We start from the raw sequence: 14980 nt of genomic DNA, 5'->3' as shown, positions 1-14980 counted from the left end.
TTTCCGAACCCGTTTTTTGAATACGGGTTCTGAATTCAAGGCGAATGCCCCCATGTTTTTCAGTATTTTTCGCTCGGCGTGCCTGCTTGTGTCGGGCTTGTCGCTGGCGGTCAGTGTCCAGGCGGGCGTGGTACTCAACACCACGCGGGTCATTTACCCGGCCAAGGACAAGGAAGTCAGCCTGGCGGCCCATAACAGTGGCCGCGCCGAAATCCTTTTGCAGTCGTGGCTGGAGTCCGGCATCGCCGATGCAGATCCGTCCAGCCTGCCGTTCGTGATAACCCCGGGGCTGGCCCGGATGCCCGCAGATGCGCGGCAACTGCTGCGCATTATCTATGCCGGAAGCGGCATGCCCGAGGACCGCGAGTCGGTGTTCTGGCTCAATGTGCAGGAAATTCCCCAGGAGGCCAGCGAGAACACGTTGCAGATTGCTATCCGTCAGCGCATCAAGGTGTTCTTCCGGCCGCGTGGCCTTTCAGGCGATCCGTTCAAGGCGGCCGATGGTCTGAAGTGGCGTGTGTTCAGGGATGAATTGCAGGTCGAAAACCCAAGTCCTTATCACGTCTCGATGATCGGTATCGGTGTGCGTCAGGGCAGTCGTGAGCTGATGAAGAAAGACAGCCAAATGTTGGCGCCCCGCCAGAGCCTGCGGCTGCCGCTCAAGTCCGGCCCGTCAAGCGAGACGTTGCAGCTGGAGTTTGCCAGCATCGACGACTTCGGTGCCCATGTGCGCTACCGCACCAATCTGAACGGCGATCAGCTCGCTCACGCAGACAGGGTCGAGCCGCAACCCTGATCGATCTTTTTTCAAATGTGCTTGTTGGAGCCCGCTTCGTGCGTTGGCTCTTTTTCGCGCGCACGCGGAAAAACTCTGTGATGCGTGGCGTTGGAACTTCGGAGTTTAGTGAAGGTTGCTATGGAATGGCTTGATAAGAACAACAGAGGCCTGGTAATGGCCTGTGCCGGCTTCAGCCTGGCAATGGGTGTCGAAGCCGCAGAAACGCCGACGGTGAAATTCAACACCGCTTTTATCCAAGGCAGCGATCAGCCGGCTGACCTCAGTGAGTTTATCCGGGGCAACAGTGTGGTCCCCGGTGTGTATCGGGTGGATGTCTACGTCAATCGGGCGCTGAGCGGCCGCCGTGACATCACCTTCAAACAGAAAGCCGGCTCCGCTCTGGTCGAGCCGTGTTTGGGTCTGGAAATGCTGCAAGATTTCGGTCTGGACCTGGGGCGCGTGCAGGAGAAGGGCGGTGCCATCAGTGATCAGGGCTGCTTCGATCTGGTCGGGCAGGTGCAGTTTGCTCATATCGAATACCAGCCCACGACCCTGCGCCTGAATATCAGCGTGCCCCAGGCCTATATGGCGCGCAGTGCCAGGGGCTATGTAGCGCCGGAACTCTGGGACGTCGGCGAGACCACCGGTTTCATCAATTACAACTTCAACGGCACGCAGCGGCGCAATTCGCAGCTCGATACCGATCAGTATTATCTGGGGCTGCGCAATGGCCTGAACCTGGGCGCCTGGCGTCTGCGCAATGAGGCCTCGCTGACCTACGGCAATCATCAGCCCTATCGCTATCGCAGCAATCGGACCTATGCCCAGCGCGACCTGACCGACTGGCGCAGTCAACTGACCCTCGGCGAGACCTACACCGACTCGCAAATCTTCGACAGTGTGCGTTTCAAAGGGGCGGCCATTGCTTCCGACGACGGCATGCTGCCTGACAGCGAACGGGTGTTTGCCCCGGTCATTCGCGGCATCGCCGAGACCAATGCCCTAGTGGAAGTCCGGCAGAACGGTTTTCTGCTGTACAGCGGCAATGTCTCGCCGGGGCCGTTTGAGATCAGCGATATCTACCCCAGTGGTTCCAATGGCGATCTGGAGGTCACGGTGATCGAGGCGGACGGTCGGCGTCGCTCGTTTACTCAGGCTTACGCGTCGTTGCCGATCATGCTGCCTGCGGGCGCGCTGCGTTATGGCGTAGCGGCGGGGCAGGTCGATAATTACGGCACCGATCAGGCGTCGCCGAATTTTCTCAGCGCCACGCTGGTGTACGGCCTGAGCGAGCGTCTGACCGGTTATGGCGGGGTACAGGTGGCTGAGGATTATCAGGCGGGCAACGTTGGCATGGGGGTCAATACCGGTCTGGGTGCGGTCTCGGCCGACCTGACCCAGTCGATCAGTAAAGTCCGTGGACAGGATCGCGTCGGTGAAAGCCTGCGCCTGCGTTACGCCAATACCCTGGACCTCACCAACACCACGTTGGCGGTCGCCGGTTATCGTTATTCCACCGAGCATTACCGGACCCTGAATGATCATGTCGAGGAAGCTGCTCGCGCAGGCGGACGCCTGCTCACTGGGCTGGCCAAGGATCGCCTGGAAATGAGTGTTTCCCAGGCCCTGCCCGAGCAACTGGGCTTTGTCAGCCTGACCGCCTCGGAGCAGCGTTACTGGAATCTGTCGGGCAAGACCCGGCAGTTCTACGTCTCGTACAACGCCGCCTGGCGTTCGTTGAGCTACAGCGTCTCGCTGGAGCGCAATCAACAGTCCGCAGGTAATGGCGACCTGCAAACCGACAATCAACTGGCCGTGACCCTGAGCATGCCGCTGGGCAGCAATCCGGGCTCATCGCGGGCCTGGTTCAATGGCGTGCGCGACAGCCGGGGCGACTACACCACTCAGGCCGGGCTCAGCGGTCAGGTGCTGGAGGACCGCGATACCTTCTATAGCGTGCAGGCCGGGCACGACAGCTACTCCGGCAGTTCGGGCGCGGGCAAGCTCGATACCACCACGGCATTCGGTCGCTTCAATGCCGGTTACAGCCAGGGCCGTGACTTCCACGCGGTCAGTGTTGGCGCGGCTGGCTCGTTGGTCGCTCACCGTGGCGGCCTCAATGCCGGGCAGCCGTTGGGTGAAACCTTCGCCTTGGTCGAAGTACCGGATGTCGCCGGAGCTCGCCTGGGCAATTTCAATAATGTGCAGACCTCCGGCAATGGCTATGCGGTGATGCCTTATGCGCAGCCCTATCGCGCCAACTGGGTCAGCCTCGACACCCGCAGCCTGGGTGCCGACGTCGATCTGGATACTGCCATCACTCAGGTGGTGCCGCGCCGTGGCGCTGTACCAGTCGTGCACTTCAAGGCTGCGCTTGGTCGTCGCGTGCAGTTCGAACTGGTCAGGGCCGACGGCAGCAGGCTGCCCATGGGCGCCAGTGTCGAAGACGCCAATGGCAAGTTGCTGGCGGTGGTCGATCCTGCCAGTCGCGCCCTGGTGCTCAGTGAGCAGGAGCAGGGTGAATTGTCGGTGCGTTGGTCCGATCAACGCTGCCGGGCACCCTTTAGCCTGCCGCCGCGAGATTCGGCGCGGGCCTACGAGCGCCTGCGCGTGGTGTGCCAATGATCCGCGTACGGCGAAGTGCGGCGGTTATCGCGCTCTGGATCTGGCTGACGGCAGCCCAGGGCGCGGTATCGCTGTCCGGGACGCGGCTGGTGTTCGACGGACGTTTCGTTGAGGCCAGCCTCGAGGCGCGCAATCGAGATGATCGCGAGGTGCTGCTGCAGGTCTGGCTTACGGATGGCCGCCAGGGCGATGACTCCCCTGATGCCGCCTTGCCCTTTGTCGTCACGCCGCATCTGCTGCGCCTGCCCGCCCGCGGGCGTGAACAGTTGCGCCTGTTGTATCAGGGGCAGGGCATGCCCACGGAGCGGGAATCCCTGCTGCACCTATACGCCCTGGAAATTCCCCGGCGTGCCGAGGGTGCACAGCAGCTGAATATCGCTCTGCGCCAGCGCATCAATGTGTTCTACCGGCCAAAGGATTTGCCCGGCGACCCGGCCCTGGCGCCCCAGGCGCTGCAATGGCAGCAGGACACCGATGGCGTGCTGCAACTGCGTAATCCCACGCCCTTCCACGCCACTTTGCAGGATATCCGTATCGACGGCGTGCAACTGCGCGACTACCTGCTGCTGGCACCCGGCGCCGCGCATGACTGGCCGTTGCCCGATGCTCAGGTCGCCGCAACGCTGTCGTTTCAGGCGCTGAACGATTACGGCGGCCAGCTTGGCTATTGCGTTCGCCTGGCCCGGTCGGCGGTCGTCACGGCACAACCGATGCCACAGGACAGTTTTCAAACCCTTCAGCACAACAAGGAGCAATGCTGATCATGACCCCGGTTTTTCCCCTTCGATGGATGCGCTTTCTTTTTCTGGTCTTATTGTCTAGTCCGGCCACCTGTTTCGCGCTGATCTGCAAGACCCAGAGTGGCGAAACCCTGTTGCGCAGCGAGTTGAGCAGCACCGTGGCCATTCCGGCGACGGTGCCCCAGGGTGATGTGGTCTGGCGTTCCGAGCGCTTCAATGTTCAGGTCGAATGCGCCAAGGACGGCCAGCAGGGCCTGCGTGAAGAAATCTTTATCTACCTGAATCCGGATAATCTGCCCATCGGCCAGGGTATCCGGGCCGGGCTGGCGTTCAATGGCATCGATTACGTGCAGAGCGCCGGGCGGATCAGTACCGGGCAATTTCTGCCGGTCTGTCATGAGGGAGATGCGAATATCGGCGCCTGCCCAAAAGTCAGATTTTCCCTGCCGTTTTCGGTCTTTATCCAGAAGTTCGGCGCGACACCACCGTCTGGCGTGGCCAGTGATCTGTTGGATTACCGCTTGTTTCAGCTCGACGGCCAGAACTTGAACTCACTGCCGGGGCAGAGCCTCAGCTATCAGATCGCCAGCCTGCGCGGCCTGCGCTTCGTCGCCTGCGATGCCGAGTTGCAAGTGCTGCCGGAAACCGTCGAGTTCGGCAATATAGGCATCCAGAACGTAGTGGTGGGTAATGTGATCGACAGTCGGGCATTTTCTCTGGTGGCCAGCCGCAGCTGCGATTCTCCGTTCAGCCTCAATGCGCGCTTCAAGCCCGTAACTGGCCTTGTTCGCAATGATCTGCTGATCCCTTCGGCCAATAATGGTTTGGGCATTCGCCTGGTGGATACGCGCAGGGGCACGCCGTTGCGCTACAACGAACCTTTCCATCTGGCCGATCTGTTGGGTGAGACGCAGCAGAGCAGCATCGACTTCACTGCCGAACTGGTCTGGCAAAACCCACGGCCCAACGCCGGGCCGTTCGAGGCGCAGGTGATGGTGGATTTGTTTTACAAGTAGGGCATTTGTTCGATTCCTGACGTCTGGCACAGGACCTGTGGGAGCGAGGCTTGCCCGCGAAAAGGCCGGTACATTCAGCACCTTTTCCAGCTGAAAAATCGCCTTCGCGGGCAAGCCTCGCTCCTACGGGGTAATAGATTCAGGTATGCTGCGCGGCTGTTTCTTCCCATCGACCGAATACGCGCAACCCGGAGCTTTTCATGACCACCCCCGAACACACCCAGGCTCCAGAAACTGCTGCCGACACGGTCGATGCATCCACCACCAAGGATGCCAAGGCTGCTGTCCCGGCCTTTGCCTTCCCGTTCAAGCCGGCTGACTTTGCTCAGTCCAAGGACAAGCAGCCCTGGTATCAGAAGTCCAACAAGTCCAACCACGACAGCCGGCCCGGTGCCGCTCCGTCGGGGACTCGTCGGTCCATGGGCAAGCGCTAACCCTGCTGAAAGCGCTCTCGGTACTGAGTGGGCGTCACGCCTAAACGCTGGCTGAAAATCACCCGCATGCGGCTGGCACTGCCGAATCCGCAATGCCAGGCCACGGCCTTGATCGCCATTTCACTGCCTTCCAGCAGGCTGCGTGCCGCATCGATGCGGGCGCGCAGGACGAATTCCGCCGGTGTCACCCCAGCCTCCCGGGCAAAGACGCGGGCAAAGGTGCGCGGGCTCATGGCCACGACCTCGGCCAGACGCTCGACGGAAAACGCCTCGCCAATATGCTCCAGCACATAGCGCTGAATTTTTGCTACCGGTGAAGTGTCGTCGCTGGGGGCGTTGAGGTAGGGGCTGAATTGCGACTGGCCACCCTGGCGCTGGGCCACCACCAACAGACGCTTGGCCACCTTCAGCGCAATCGCCGCGCCGTGATCCTCCGTCACCAGCGCCAGGGCCATATCGATCCCGGCCGTGACACCTGCTGATGTCATCAGCGATCCATCGCGCACGTAGATCCGGTCCGGCTCGACCAGCGCCTTGGGAAACTGCTCGGCCAGTTCCCCGGCATGACTCCAATGGGTCGTGGCCTGCCTGCCATCGAGCAGCCCGGCATGGCCGAGGATGAATGCGCCGGTGCAGATCGAGCCATAGCGCCCGGCCAGTGCCGTCGCTTTGTGCAGCCACACGGTAAGATTTGGGTCGGGCGGGCTGTAGGGCAGTTCCGGGCCGCCGGGCACCAGTACGATATCGAATTGCGCCGCAGCGCTATCGAGATCGAAATGCGCGCCAAGGGGCATGCCGTTGGAGGCATTGACGGGGTAGGGCGCGCTGCTGAGGGTGACGATATGGTAGCCGCTGCCTTCGGCAATAAAGCGATTAGCCTCGGCGAACACATCCAGCGGCCCGGCGACGTCCAGGGCCTGGACGCCGGGGAAAATAACGATGGCGACACTCTTCAAGTGCGCGGCTCAACCGGCTTGCAGGGGAATGAACAGGTAGCGGGTTGGCGCTTCCCAGGCAAGGCTCGCGCCGGCGTGCTGCAGGGTCTGCTGGACGCTGTCGCCGGCGACATGGAAGGTCCAGTCGGCAGTGATGCTACTGGCCTGACGGTCATCGACCACCTGGGCAAGCGCGGAGGCAAAGGCGGCCATGTCCGGCAGATAAGCGACAAAACCGTTGCCTTTGAGGGCGGTGGTGTTGATCCCCAGCAACTGGCAGATCGACTCCTTGGCGGCGATATCATCGCGGTCGGCCTGGCGCGACTGTTCGATCAGTTCCATGAGCTGCATGTCCACCAGCTTGTCGCCGACGATCAGGTCCGGGCCCTGGTCCCAGGACTCAGGCGGGCAGCCTTTGTTTTCCGGGCGCAGGGGGATATGCGGATTGATTTCCATCGGGTAAATACGGCACACCAACGGGCGGCGTTCGTAGATGCGACAGAGCTTTTCTTCGTCAAGATTCCGGCAAGGACCGACGTTATAGGCGGCAAAGGTAATGGCCACATGAGCGTGGGTCTGGCCGCTGCTGACCTTGATCGAGCGCCGCGTGGCGTGGGTCGTCTGTTCGACGGGCAGGCCGTAGCCATTGTCGAGGAAGGCTTCGGTGAGGACGATCACATTGCCACCGTCCTCGGCCCATTGCCGGGCTTCGCCCAGAGTCAGGGGGACATGGTGGTCGGTGCAGCAGCTGCCGCAGCCTACGCAGGAAAATCGAGTGTTCATGAATGCGCCAATACCCTGACTAAGGCGAGTGTTCAAGCAAGTTATGCGCCATTGGCCCGTTGGAGCGAGGCTTGCCCGCGAATCGAGCAGCGCGGTAAGTCAGGCGAAACGCGTCGAAGCTTTCGCGGGCAAGCCTCGCTCCAACTGGCCGGATCCATCAAGCTAACAGGCGAGCACAAGATTATTTCTTCGGTACGGTCATGACCTTATCCCACTCCGTCACAGTCGCTTTCTTGCTCTGGCGCTGATACAGGCACAGCTCGGTGCCAGCCAGGTTTTTCATGTGCGGTTGCGGGTAGCGGCCCTTGAGCAGCAGCGCACTGTAGCCGACGCTGTCGTCGAACATCGCGGGGCTGCCTGCGGGTTTGGTATTTTTCAGTTGGCTGGCCTTGAGACAGCTGTCGATCATGGCCTTGTCCATCGCATTCCAGGCTTCGCTGGTAGAGGCATTGGCGTGGGTGGTGATGGCGGCCAGGGCGATCAGCAGCACGGTGGATGCTTTCATGGGCGTTCTCCGGTGACATGAAGTCGGCCGGTGATTATGCCAGATCAGTTGCGGACCAGCGCCGAGCGGCTGATGTAACGCATGCCTGCCTGCTCATAGAGATGGCGGGCGGGCAGGTTGTTTTCCATTACCTTGAGGTCGAGCCAGCCTTCGCCGCGGCGGGCGAAAGTGGCCAGAGCCTGTTGCAGCAGCAGGCGGCCGATGCCTTGGCGCCGGGCTCGGGGATGGACGCCCAGGTGACGGATGAAAGCACTGGTCCAGCACTGCGCCACGCCGACGATGCCGTCAGAATCGGCGACGATGACGCACAGATTGACGTCATATTCCGGGTCGCATTCGAGCGCCTGCTGCCAGCTGGCGAAATCGCCGTCGCCTGGGTCGGTCAATGTCAGCAGTTCATAGACGTTGGCTGCAATTTCATGATTGAAGTCGACCAGTTTCAGGTGTTTTGGCCAGGCGGGAGCAACGGTAGGCATGCACTCGCCACGCATCAGCCAATAGTGCTCGGCCGACGTGTCGCGAGGGCTTAAATGCCCCTCGCGCTCACGTCTCTGGCAGCTGCGATCAAGCATTTGGTCAGTTCAGGCGAGGAGAATTTGGTCAGCACTGCGTTGGCCCCCGCAGCCTGGGCTTTTTCGCTGTTCATGGCGCTGTCCAGAGAGGTGTGCAGCAGGATGTACAGCTCCTGGAAATCCGGGGTTTCGCGCAAGGTGCGGGTCAGGGCGTAGCCGTCCATTTCCGACATCTCGATATCGGAGACGATTACGTTGATTTGCCGCGCTGTGCCCTGCAATTCCAGCAGTACATCGATGGCTTCCTTGGCACTGCGCGCGGTATGGGCTTCGATGCCCAGGGCGCGCAAGGTGTGCAGGGATTGCTGCAGGGCAACCTGGCTGTCATCGACCACGAGGATCCGCGCGGCGCCCAGCAGGTCGGCTTCCTCCATGGTCAGTTCTTCTTCCAGGACTTCAACGTTTGGCGGCGCAATGAAGTGGATGACCTTTTCGATATCCAGGACCTGTACCAGCGTGCCATCAACCTGGGTTACCCCCGTGATGTAGGACTTGTTACCCCCGGCACCAAAGGGCGGCGGACGAATATCGGTGGTCAGGCAATGCACGATCTTGCTCACCGCCTGCACGTGCAGGCCCTGTTTCGAGCGGCTGACGTCAGTGACGATCAGGCAGCCGCCGTCCGGGTCGGCCAATGGTCGCTCGCCAATCGCCCGGCTCAGGTCAATAACCGACAGCGACGCGCCGCGCAGGGTGGCGACACCTTTGACGTGGGGGTGGGATTCGGGCAAGTGGGTCAAGGGCGGGCAGGGAATGATCTCGCTGACCTTGAGCAGGTTGATGGCCATCAGCTTGCCGCTGCGCAATGTGAACAGCAGCAGCGAGAGTGAATCTGCTCGAGCGTTCTTGGAGGACATAGAAACCTTCTGGCAGGAGGTGCTGCATTGCATCAGGCAAGTGCAAACAGCTTTCGATAACGGGTTATCGACTCAGTGGGGGCAGGCTTTAGATTTTTCATCTGACGAACGGAAAAACAACTGCATACAGAATTTTCTGCTTGCTAGTCAAAAAGACTCATTGTAGTCGAAATAACACCTTGTATAGCTGTGTCATTTCGACTCTATTATTTTAACTATATGATTTTAAACAAAAAAATAACTGGCATGGTTCCTGATACATACAGGTTAATTGTAAATAACCTGATGCAGGAGATGCCCCATGCTCACCGCCGCCGACCGTGCCATCGTCAAAGCCACCGTACCCCTGCTGGAAAGCGGTGGCGAGGCGCTGACCACTCATTTCTACCAGAAAATGCTCAGCGAGTATCCGCAAGTGCGGCCGCTGTTCAACCCTGCGCACCAGTCCAGCGGTGCCCAGCCTCGAGCCCTGGCCAACGGCCTGTTGATGTACGCCCGGCACATCGATGAGCTGGAGCAACTGGGCGACCTGCTGGCCAAGATCATCAACAAACACGTCGCCCTGCAGATTCTTCCCGAGCATTACCCGATTGTCGGCACCTGCCTGTTGCAGGCGATTGTCGAGGTGCTGGGCGCGGACATTGCCACGCCTGAAGTGATCGCTGCCTGGGGCAATGCCTATCAGCAACTGGCCGATATCCTGATTGGCGCCGAGGCTGAGGTTTACACCGCCAAGGCCGAGGCTCTGGGTGGCTGGCGCGGCGTGCGTGAATTCAAGCTGGTCAACAAGGTGCAGGAAAGCGCCGAGATCGTCTCGTTCTACCTGGCCCCGGCCGACGGCGGCGCGATTCTGGATTTCGCCCCGGGGCAGTACATCGGGTTGCAATTGATGATCGACGGCGTCGAGATGCGTCGCAACTATTCGCTGTCGGCGGCGGCGAACGGCTGCCAGTACCGCATCAGCGTCAAGCGCGAGCCATCGGGCAAGGCGTCGAACTACCTGCATGACCGGGTTCAGGTCGGCGAAAGCCTGCAACTGTTCCCGCCGTCGGGGGAGTTCACCCTGAGCCATAGCGACAAGCCGCTGGTGCTGATCAGCGGCGGCGTGGGCATCACGCCGACCCTGGCGATGCTGAGCCACGCCCTGCAGTCGCAGCGTCCGGTGCATTTCATCCATTGTGCGCGTAACGGCCAAGTGCATGCATTCCGCGACTGGATCGATGCCCTGGCCGCCGAGCATCCCCGGCTCAAGCGTTTTTATCTGTATGGCGAAGAGGACGGGGTCAGCCGGGCCGCCGATGCCATCGGCCTGCTTGATCAGGCGCAACTGGAGCAGTGGTTGCCTGAAGATCGCGACCTGGATGCGTACTTCCTCGGGCCGAAAGGTTTCATGGCAGCAGTCAAGCGTCAACTCAAGGCGGCCGGCGTGCCCGAGGCGCAAAGCCGTTACGAGTTCTTCGGTCCGGCATCCGCGCTGGAATGATCCGCTGCGACAAATGGCCGCATCCCTTCTATATATAGAAGAGGTGTGTGCGACAAATGGCCGCATCCTTCTATATATATAGAAGGGTGTGGTTTTCGGCTGCCCGGCGATTGGCAGGCGCAGGCGAACTGAGACGGTGTTTGTGCCGGGACAGTTCCCCTCGCGGCGGGCGGCATGCCATCGAGCGACCAAATGTATCCGTATGGCGGTTTCGTCCTTGAGTTGTCGGCAGGTGCGCCTGATCATGACCGGCTGTCGGGCGCCGGGTGCGTCTGCCGTCACCCTCAACGGGAAACCTTCGGAAGGTATGGGAATGAGCAACAACACGTTGTACCTAAAACGCGAGAAACGCTTTCTGGTCCTGCTGGGGCTGATCTGCCTGGCCCTGATCGGCGGCGCGTTGTACATGCAGGTGGTGCTGGCTGAAGCGCCGTGCCCGCTGTGCATCCTGCAGCGCTACGCCTTGCTGCTCATCGCCATCTTCGCGTTCATCGGCGCCGCCATGCCGGGCAGCCGCAGCGTCACGCTGTTTGAAACTTTGGTCGTACTCAGTGCCCTGGGCGGTATCGCGGCGGCTGGCAACCACGCCTGGATTCTTGCCCATCCAAGCGAAAGCTGCGGCATCGATGTGCTGCAACCGATCGTCGATGGTCTGCCGCTGGCCAACCTGTTGCCGATGGTATTTCAGGTGAGTGGTTTCTGCACGACTCCCTATCCGCCGATTCTCGGTCTATCCTTGGCGCAGTGGGCGCTGGTCGCATTCGTTCTGACCGCTGTGCTGGTTCCGCTGGGGGTTATTCGCAATCGTCGAAAGCCGCGCGGTTTGCAAGGTCTTTAAGCGTGAAAAAACCCGCTTCAGGTCAAAAAAAGCGGGTTTTTTTCAAGGGCTGAATGCAGATTATTTTCGTATTGTTGCCAATCCTGTAAATTACTGTTGCAAAATAAGGCATAGTCAACAAAATCTTACGTATCTACAATCGCCAGCACTTATCGGCCAGCCTGGCTTGGCGATCAGCAATTTTCGAGGTTTCAGGCGTTTCTGCATACGCCCGAAACCCCCGGTAGACAGCGGCTTCAGCGGATATTTTCGATGTCTGCGCCAAATGGAATTGGCCCCTCAGACAGGCTCGTTGCCCACCAATCGAATAAGAAATCATCGCAATAACCGGATTTGTCGTAACGCCCGAGTGTGTGTCGGCAGGCCCCTGTTCAATTCAAAAAAACATGCCAACACCGGCAGGGTGAAGTGTTGGCGGTCGAAACCCAACTGCACTGCGCGAGCTGCTTTAGAGGTTGTGAGATGAGTAAAAAAAGGTACCCCAGATTGTTTGGCTTCTTGGCCCTTTTCAGCATGCTTTTGCTTAGTGGTTGCGGGATGACCCTGCTTGAACCGAAAGGGCAGGTCGGTATGGCCGAAAAGGATCTGATCATCACGGCAACTCTGCTGATGCTGGTCGTGGTCGTTCCGGTCATCCTGATGACTATCGCGTTCGCGTGGAAATATCGCGCATCCAACACCAAGGCCACTTACCTGCCTGACTGGTCGCACTCCACCAAGATCGAAGTTGCGGTCTGGGGCGTGCCACTGATCCTGCTGATCTTCCTGGGCATCATCACCTACAAGTCGACCCACGCACTGGACCCTTATCGTCCGCTTGAGTCCGACGTCAAGCCGGTTACCATCCAGGTTGTCTCGCTGGACTGGAAATGGCTGTTCATCTACCCGGAACAAGGGATCGCCACGGTCAACAAGATCGTCTTCCCGGCCAACACTCCGGTCAACTTCCAGATCACTTCCGACTCGGTGATGAACTCGTTCTTCATCCCGGCGCTGGGCGGCCAGATCTACGCGATGGCGGGCATGCAGACCAAACTGCACCTGATCGCCAACGAGAAGGGTGAATTCGACGGTATCTCCGCCAACTACAGCGGCGAAGGTTTCACCGGCATGAAGTTCACGGCCACCGCCACTTCCCAGGCTGATTTCGACGCCTGGGTTGCTGATGTCAAGAAATCACCAAAACGGCTTGAAACGGCTGAATACGCCGCACTGGCCAAACCAAGCGAACGCAATCCTGTCGAGCTCTATTCTTCGTACACGCCAGACCTGTTCAAGATCATCGTCGACAAGTACGAAGGCATGAAACGGGGCACGCCGCACCACGAAGGCAAAGAAGTAGCCGGGATGGAAGGGATGGACATGGGTAAGCATTCAGCTGCTGGGGCAGAGGAGTAAACGATGTTTGGTAAATTAACGCTCGACGCGGTACCGTTTCACGTACCGATCGTCATGATCACGCTATCGGTGGTCGCGCTTCTCGGCATATCGCTGGTTGCTGTCATCACCTATTTCAAGAAGTGGAACTACCTCTGGTCCGAGTGGCTGACGTCCGTCGACCACAAGAAAATCGGCGTGATGTACATCGTCGTTGCCATGATCATGCTGCTGCGCGGTTTTGCCGACGCCATCATGATGCGCGCCCAGCTCGCCGTGGCTACCAACGGTAACGAAGGCTACTTGCCGCCTGAACACTATGACCAGATCTTCACCGCTCACGGTGTGATCATGATCATCTTCATGGCGATGCCTTTCTTCACCGGCCTGATGAACATCGTTCTGCCGCTGCAGATCGGTGCCCGTGACGTGGCATTCCCGTTCCTCAACTCGTTGAGCTTCTGGCTGCTGGTTTCCGGCGTCGTGCTGATCAACCTGTCCCTGGGCGTCGGCGAATTCGCCCGTACCGGCTGGGTTGCCTATCCGCCGCTGTCGGGTCTGGCCTATAGCCCTGGCGTGGGTGTCGACTACTACATCTGGGCTCTACAGATATCCGGTATCGGGACAACGCTGACGGGGGTCAACTTCCTGGCCACCGTGCTGAAAATGCGTACCCCCGGCATGAAAATGATGGACATGCCGATCTTCACCTGGACCTGCACCTGGGCAAACGTCCTGATCGTGGCTTCGTTCCCGATCCTGGCTGCAACCATGGTTCTGCTGACCCTTGACCGTTATCTGGGCTTCCACATCTTCACGAACGAATTGGGCGGTAACCCAATGATGTACGTGAACCTGTTCTGGGCCTGGGGTCACCCTGAGGTTTACATCCTGGTACTGCCTGCGTTCGGTGTCTTCTCCGAAGTCATCTCGACGTTCACCGGCAAGCGCCTGTTCGGTCATACCTCCATGGTCGTGGCCAGTGGTGTCATCACTGTCCTGGGCTTCATGGTCTGGCTGCACCACTTCTTCACCATGGGTTCGGGTGCCAACGTCAACGCCTTCTTCGGTCTGGCGACGATGCTGATTGCGATCCCGACGGGTGTGAAGCTGTTCAACTGGCTGTTCACCATCTACCACGGTCGCCTGCGCTTCACCGCGCCAGTGTTCTGGACCCTGGGCTTCATGATCACCTTCTCCATCGGTGGTATGACCGGCGTACTGCTGGCTATCCCGGGTGCTGACTTCGTTCTGCACAACAGCCTGTTCGTAATCGCTCACTTCCACAACGTCATCATCGGCGGTGCGGTCTTCGGTTACATCGCTGGCTTCGCGTTCTGGTTCCCGAAAGCGTTCGGCTTCAAGCTGCACGAAGGCTGGGGCAAGGCTGCGTTCGGTTTCTGGTTCGTCGGCTTCTTCGTCGCGTTCATGCCGCTCTACGCTCTGGGCTTCATGGGCATGACCCGTCGCCTGAACATGACTGACAACCCACTGTGGACCCCATACCTGCACGTTGCCTTCTTCGGTGCGTTGCTGATCGCCTGTGGTATTGCCTGCCAGCTGATCCAGCTGTACGTCAGTATCCGTGACCGCGAGCAGAACCGTGACCTGACCGGTGACCCATGGAATGGCCACACCCTGGAATGGTCCACTTCGTCGCCACCGCCGTTCTACAACTTCGCTGAATTGCCGAAAGCTACCGATATCGACGCTTTCACCGCAATCAAGCGTGCTGGCGAGGCGTACAAGGTTCCAGCCCAGTACAAGCCGATCCACATGCCGCACAACACCGCCACTGGCCTGGTGATGGGCGCGCTGATCACCGTCTTCGGTTTTGCCATGATCTGGCACATCTGGTGGCTGGCTGGCGTAAGCCTGGTCGGTACCCTTGTCTACTTCGTAATTCATGCTGCACGTGATGACCAGGGCTACATGGTTCCTGCTTCCGAAGTGGCGCGTATTGAAGGTGAGCAACAGAAAGTGCTGGCGTCGGTTGGCGCAATCACTCCTGTCAAATCCTCGCTGGGGCAGGTGTAA

Annotated in this window: 14 protein-coding genes; 9 read left to right on the top strand and 5 right to left on the bottom strand. The window is 59.7% G+C overall.

The window, feature by feature from the left end:
- The first annotated feature begins 52 nt into the window (after nt 1-52).
- The 5 genes from M2401_RS21990 (at nt 53) to M2401_RS21970 (ending at nt 5593) form a co-directional block, all read left to right on the top strand.
- Nucleotides 53-796, top strand: coding sequence for a molecular chaperone (locus tag M2401_RS21990; RefSeq protein ID WP_259105945.1), 744 nt, complete (start codon nt 53-55; stop codon nt 794-796).
- A gap of 156 nt (nt 797-952) precedes the next feature.
- A complete protein-coding gene (locus tag M2401_RS21985; RefSeq protein ID WP_259106012.1) occupies nt 953-3403 on the top strand; it encodes a fimbria/pilus outer membrane usher protein in 2451 nt (816 codons plus the stop codon).
- Nucleotides 3400-4164: a molecular chaperone gene (locus tag M2401_RS21980; protein ID WP_259105944.1), complete on the top strand. Its 765-nt coding sequence runs from the start codon at nt 3400-3402 to the stop codon at nt 4162-4164. Before M2401_RS21985 ends, M2401_RS21980 begins: the two co-directional genes overlap by 4 nt.
- Before the next feature lie 2 nt (nt 4165-4166).
- Entirely contained in the window at nt 4167-5159 is a 993-nt protein-coding gene (locus M2401_RS21975; RefSeq protein ID WP_259105943.1) for a fimbrial protein, read from the top strand.
- Nucleotides 5160-5359: 200 nt separating this feature from the next.
- Complete coding sequence (locus M2401_RS21970; protein ID WP_259105942.1) at nt 5360-5593, top strand: hypothetical protein; 234 nt, start codon at nt 5360-5362, stop codon at nt 5591-5593.
- Here the strand turns inward: M2401_RS21970 and M2401_RS21965 are convergent.
- The 5 genes from M2401_RS21965 to M2401_RS21945 all read right to left on the bottom strand — a co-directional run bounded on the left by M2401_RS21965 (nt 5590) and on the right by M2401_RS21945 (nt 9245).
- On the bottom strand, nt 5590-6549 hold the full coding sequence (locus tag M2401_RS21965; protein WP_259105941.1) for a GlxA family transcriptional regulator: 960 nt from the start codon (nt 6547-6549) through the stop codon (nt 5590-5592). The genes M2401_RS21970 and M2401_RS21965 overlap by 4 nt on opposite strands.
- Before the next feature lie 9 nt (nt 6550-6558).
- The gene (locus M2401_RS21960) at nt 6559-7311 is read right to left on the bottom strand and encodes a YkgJ family cysteine cluster protein (protein WP_259105940.1); all 753 of its coding nucleotides are present in this window, start codon (nt 7309-7311) and stop codon (nt 6559-6561) included.
- 181 nt (nt 7312-7492) lie between these two features.
- Complete coding sequence (locus M2401_RS21955) at nt 7493-7816, bottom strand: hypothetical protein (protein ID WP_259105939.1); 324 nt, start codon at nt 7814-7816, stop codon at nt 7493-7495.
- A gap of 44 nt (nt 7817-7860) precedes the next feature.
- Complete coding sequence (locus tag M2401_RS21950) at nt 7861-8292, bottom strand: GNAT family N-acetyltransferase (RefSeq protein WP_259105938.1); 432 nt, start codon at nt 8290-8292, stop codon at nt 7861-7863.
- Between the two features lie 50 nt (nt 8293-8342).
- The gene (locus M2401_RS21945; RefSeq protein WP_259105937.1) at nt 8343-9245 is read right to left on the bottom strand and encodes a chemotaxis protein; all 903 of its coding nucleotides are present in this window, start codon (nt 9243-9245) and stop codon (nt 8343-8345) included.
- 301 nt (nt 9246-9546) lie between these two features.
- On the opposite strand from M2401_RS21945, the gene hmpA reads away from it, so the two are divergent.
- From hmpA to cyoB, 4 genes are all read left to right on the top strand, one after another.
- Entirely contained in the window at nt 9547-10728 is a 1182-nt protein-coding gene (gene hmpA / locus M2401_RS21940; protein WP_259105936.1) for an NO-inducible flavohemoprotein, read from the top strand.
- Between the two features lie 313 nt (nt 10729-11041).
- Nucleotides 11042-11566: a disulfide bond formation protein B gene (locus M2401_RS21935; protein WP_259105935.1), complete on the top strand. Its 525-nt coding sequence runs from the start codon at nt 11042-11044 to the stop codon at nt 11564-11566.
- A 462-nt stretch (nt 11567-12028) separates the two neighbouring features.
- On the top strand, nt 12029-12964 hold the full coding sequence (cyoA, locus tag M2401_RS21930; RefSeq protein WP_259106011.1) for a ubiquinol oxidase subunit II: 936 nt from the start codon (nt 12029-12031) through the stop codon (nt 12962-12964).
- 3 nt (nt 12965-12967) lie between these two features.
- Nucleotides 12968-14980: a cytochrome o ubiquinol oxidase subunit I gene (gene cyoB, locus M2401_RS21925; protein WP_259105934.1), complete on the top strand. Its 2013-nt coding sequence runs from the start codon at nt 12968-12970 to the stop codon at nt 14978-14980.

The organism is Pseudomonas sp. JUb42 (assembly GCF_024807945.1).
Taxonomy (GTDB): Bacteria; Pseudomonadota; Gammaproteobacteria; order Pseudomonadales; family Pseudomonadaceae; genus Aquipseudomonas.
Note: the sequence above shows the minus strand (reverse complement) of the source record. Positions and strands in the feature narration are given on the sequence as shown.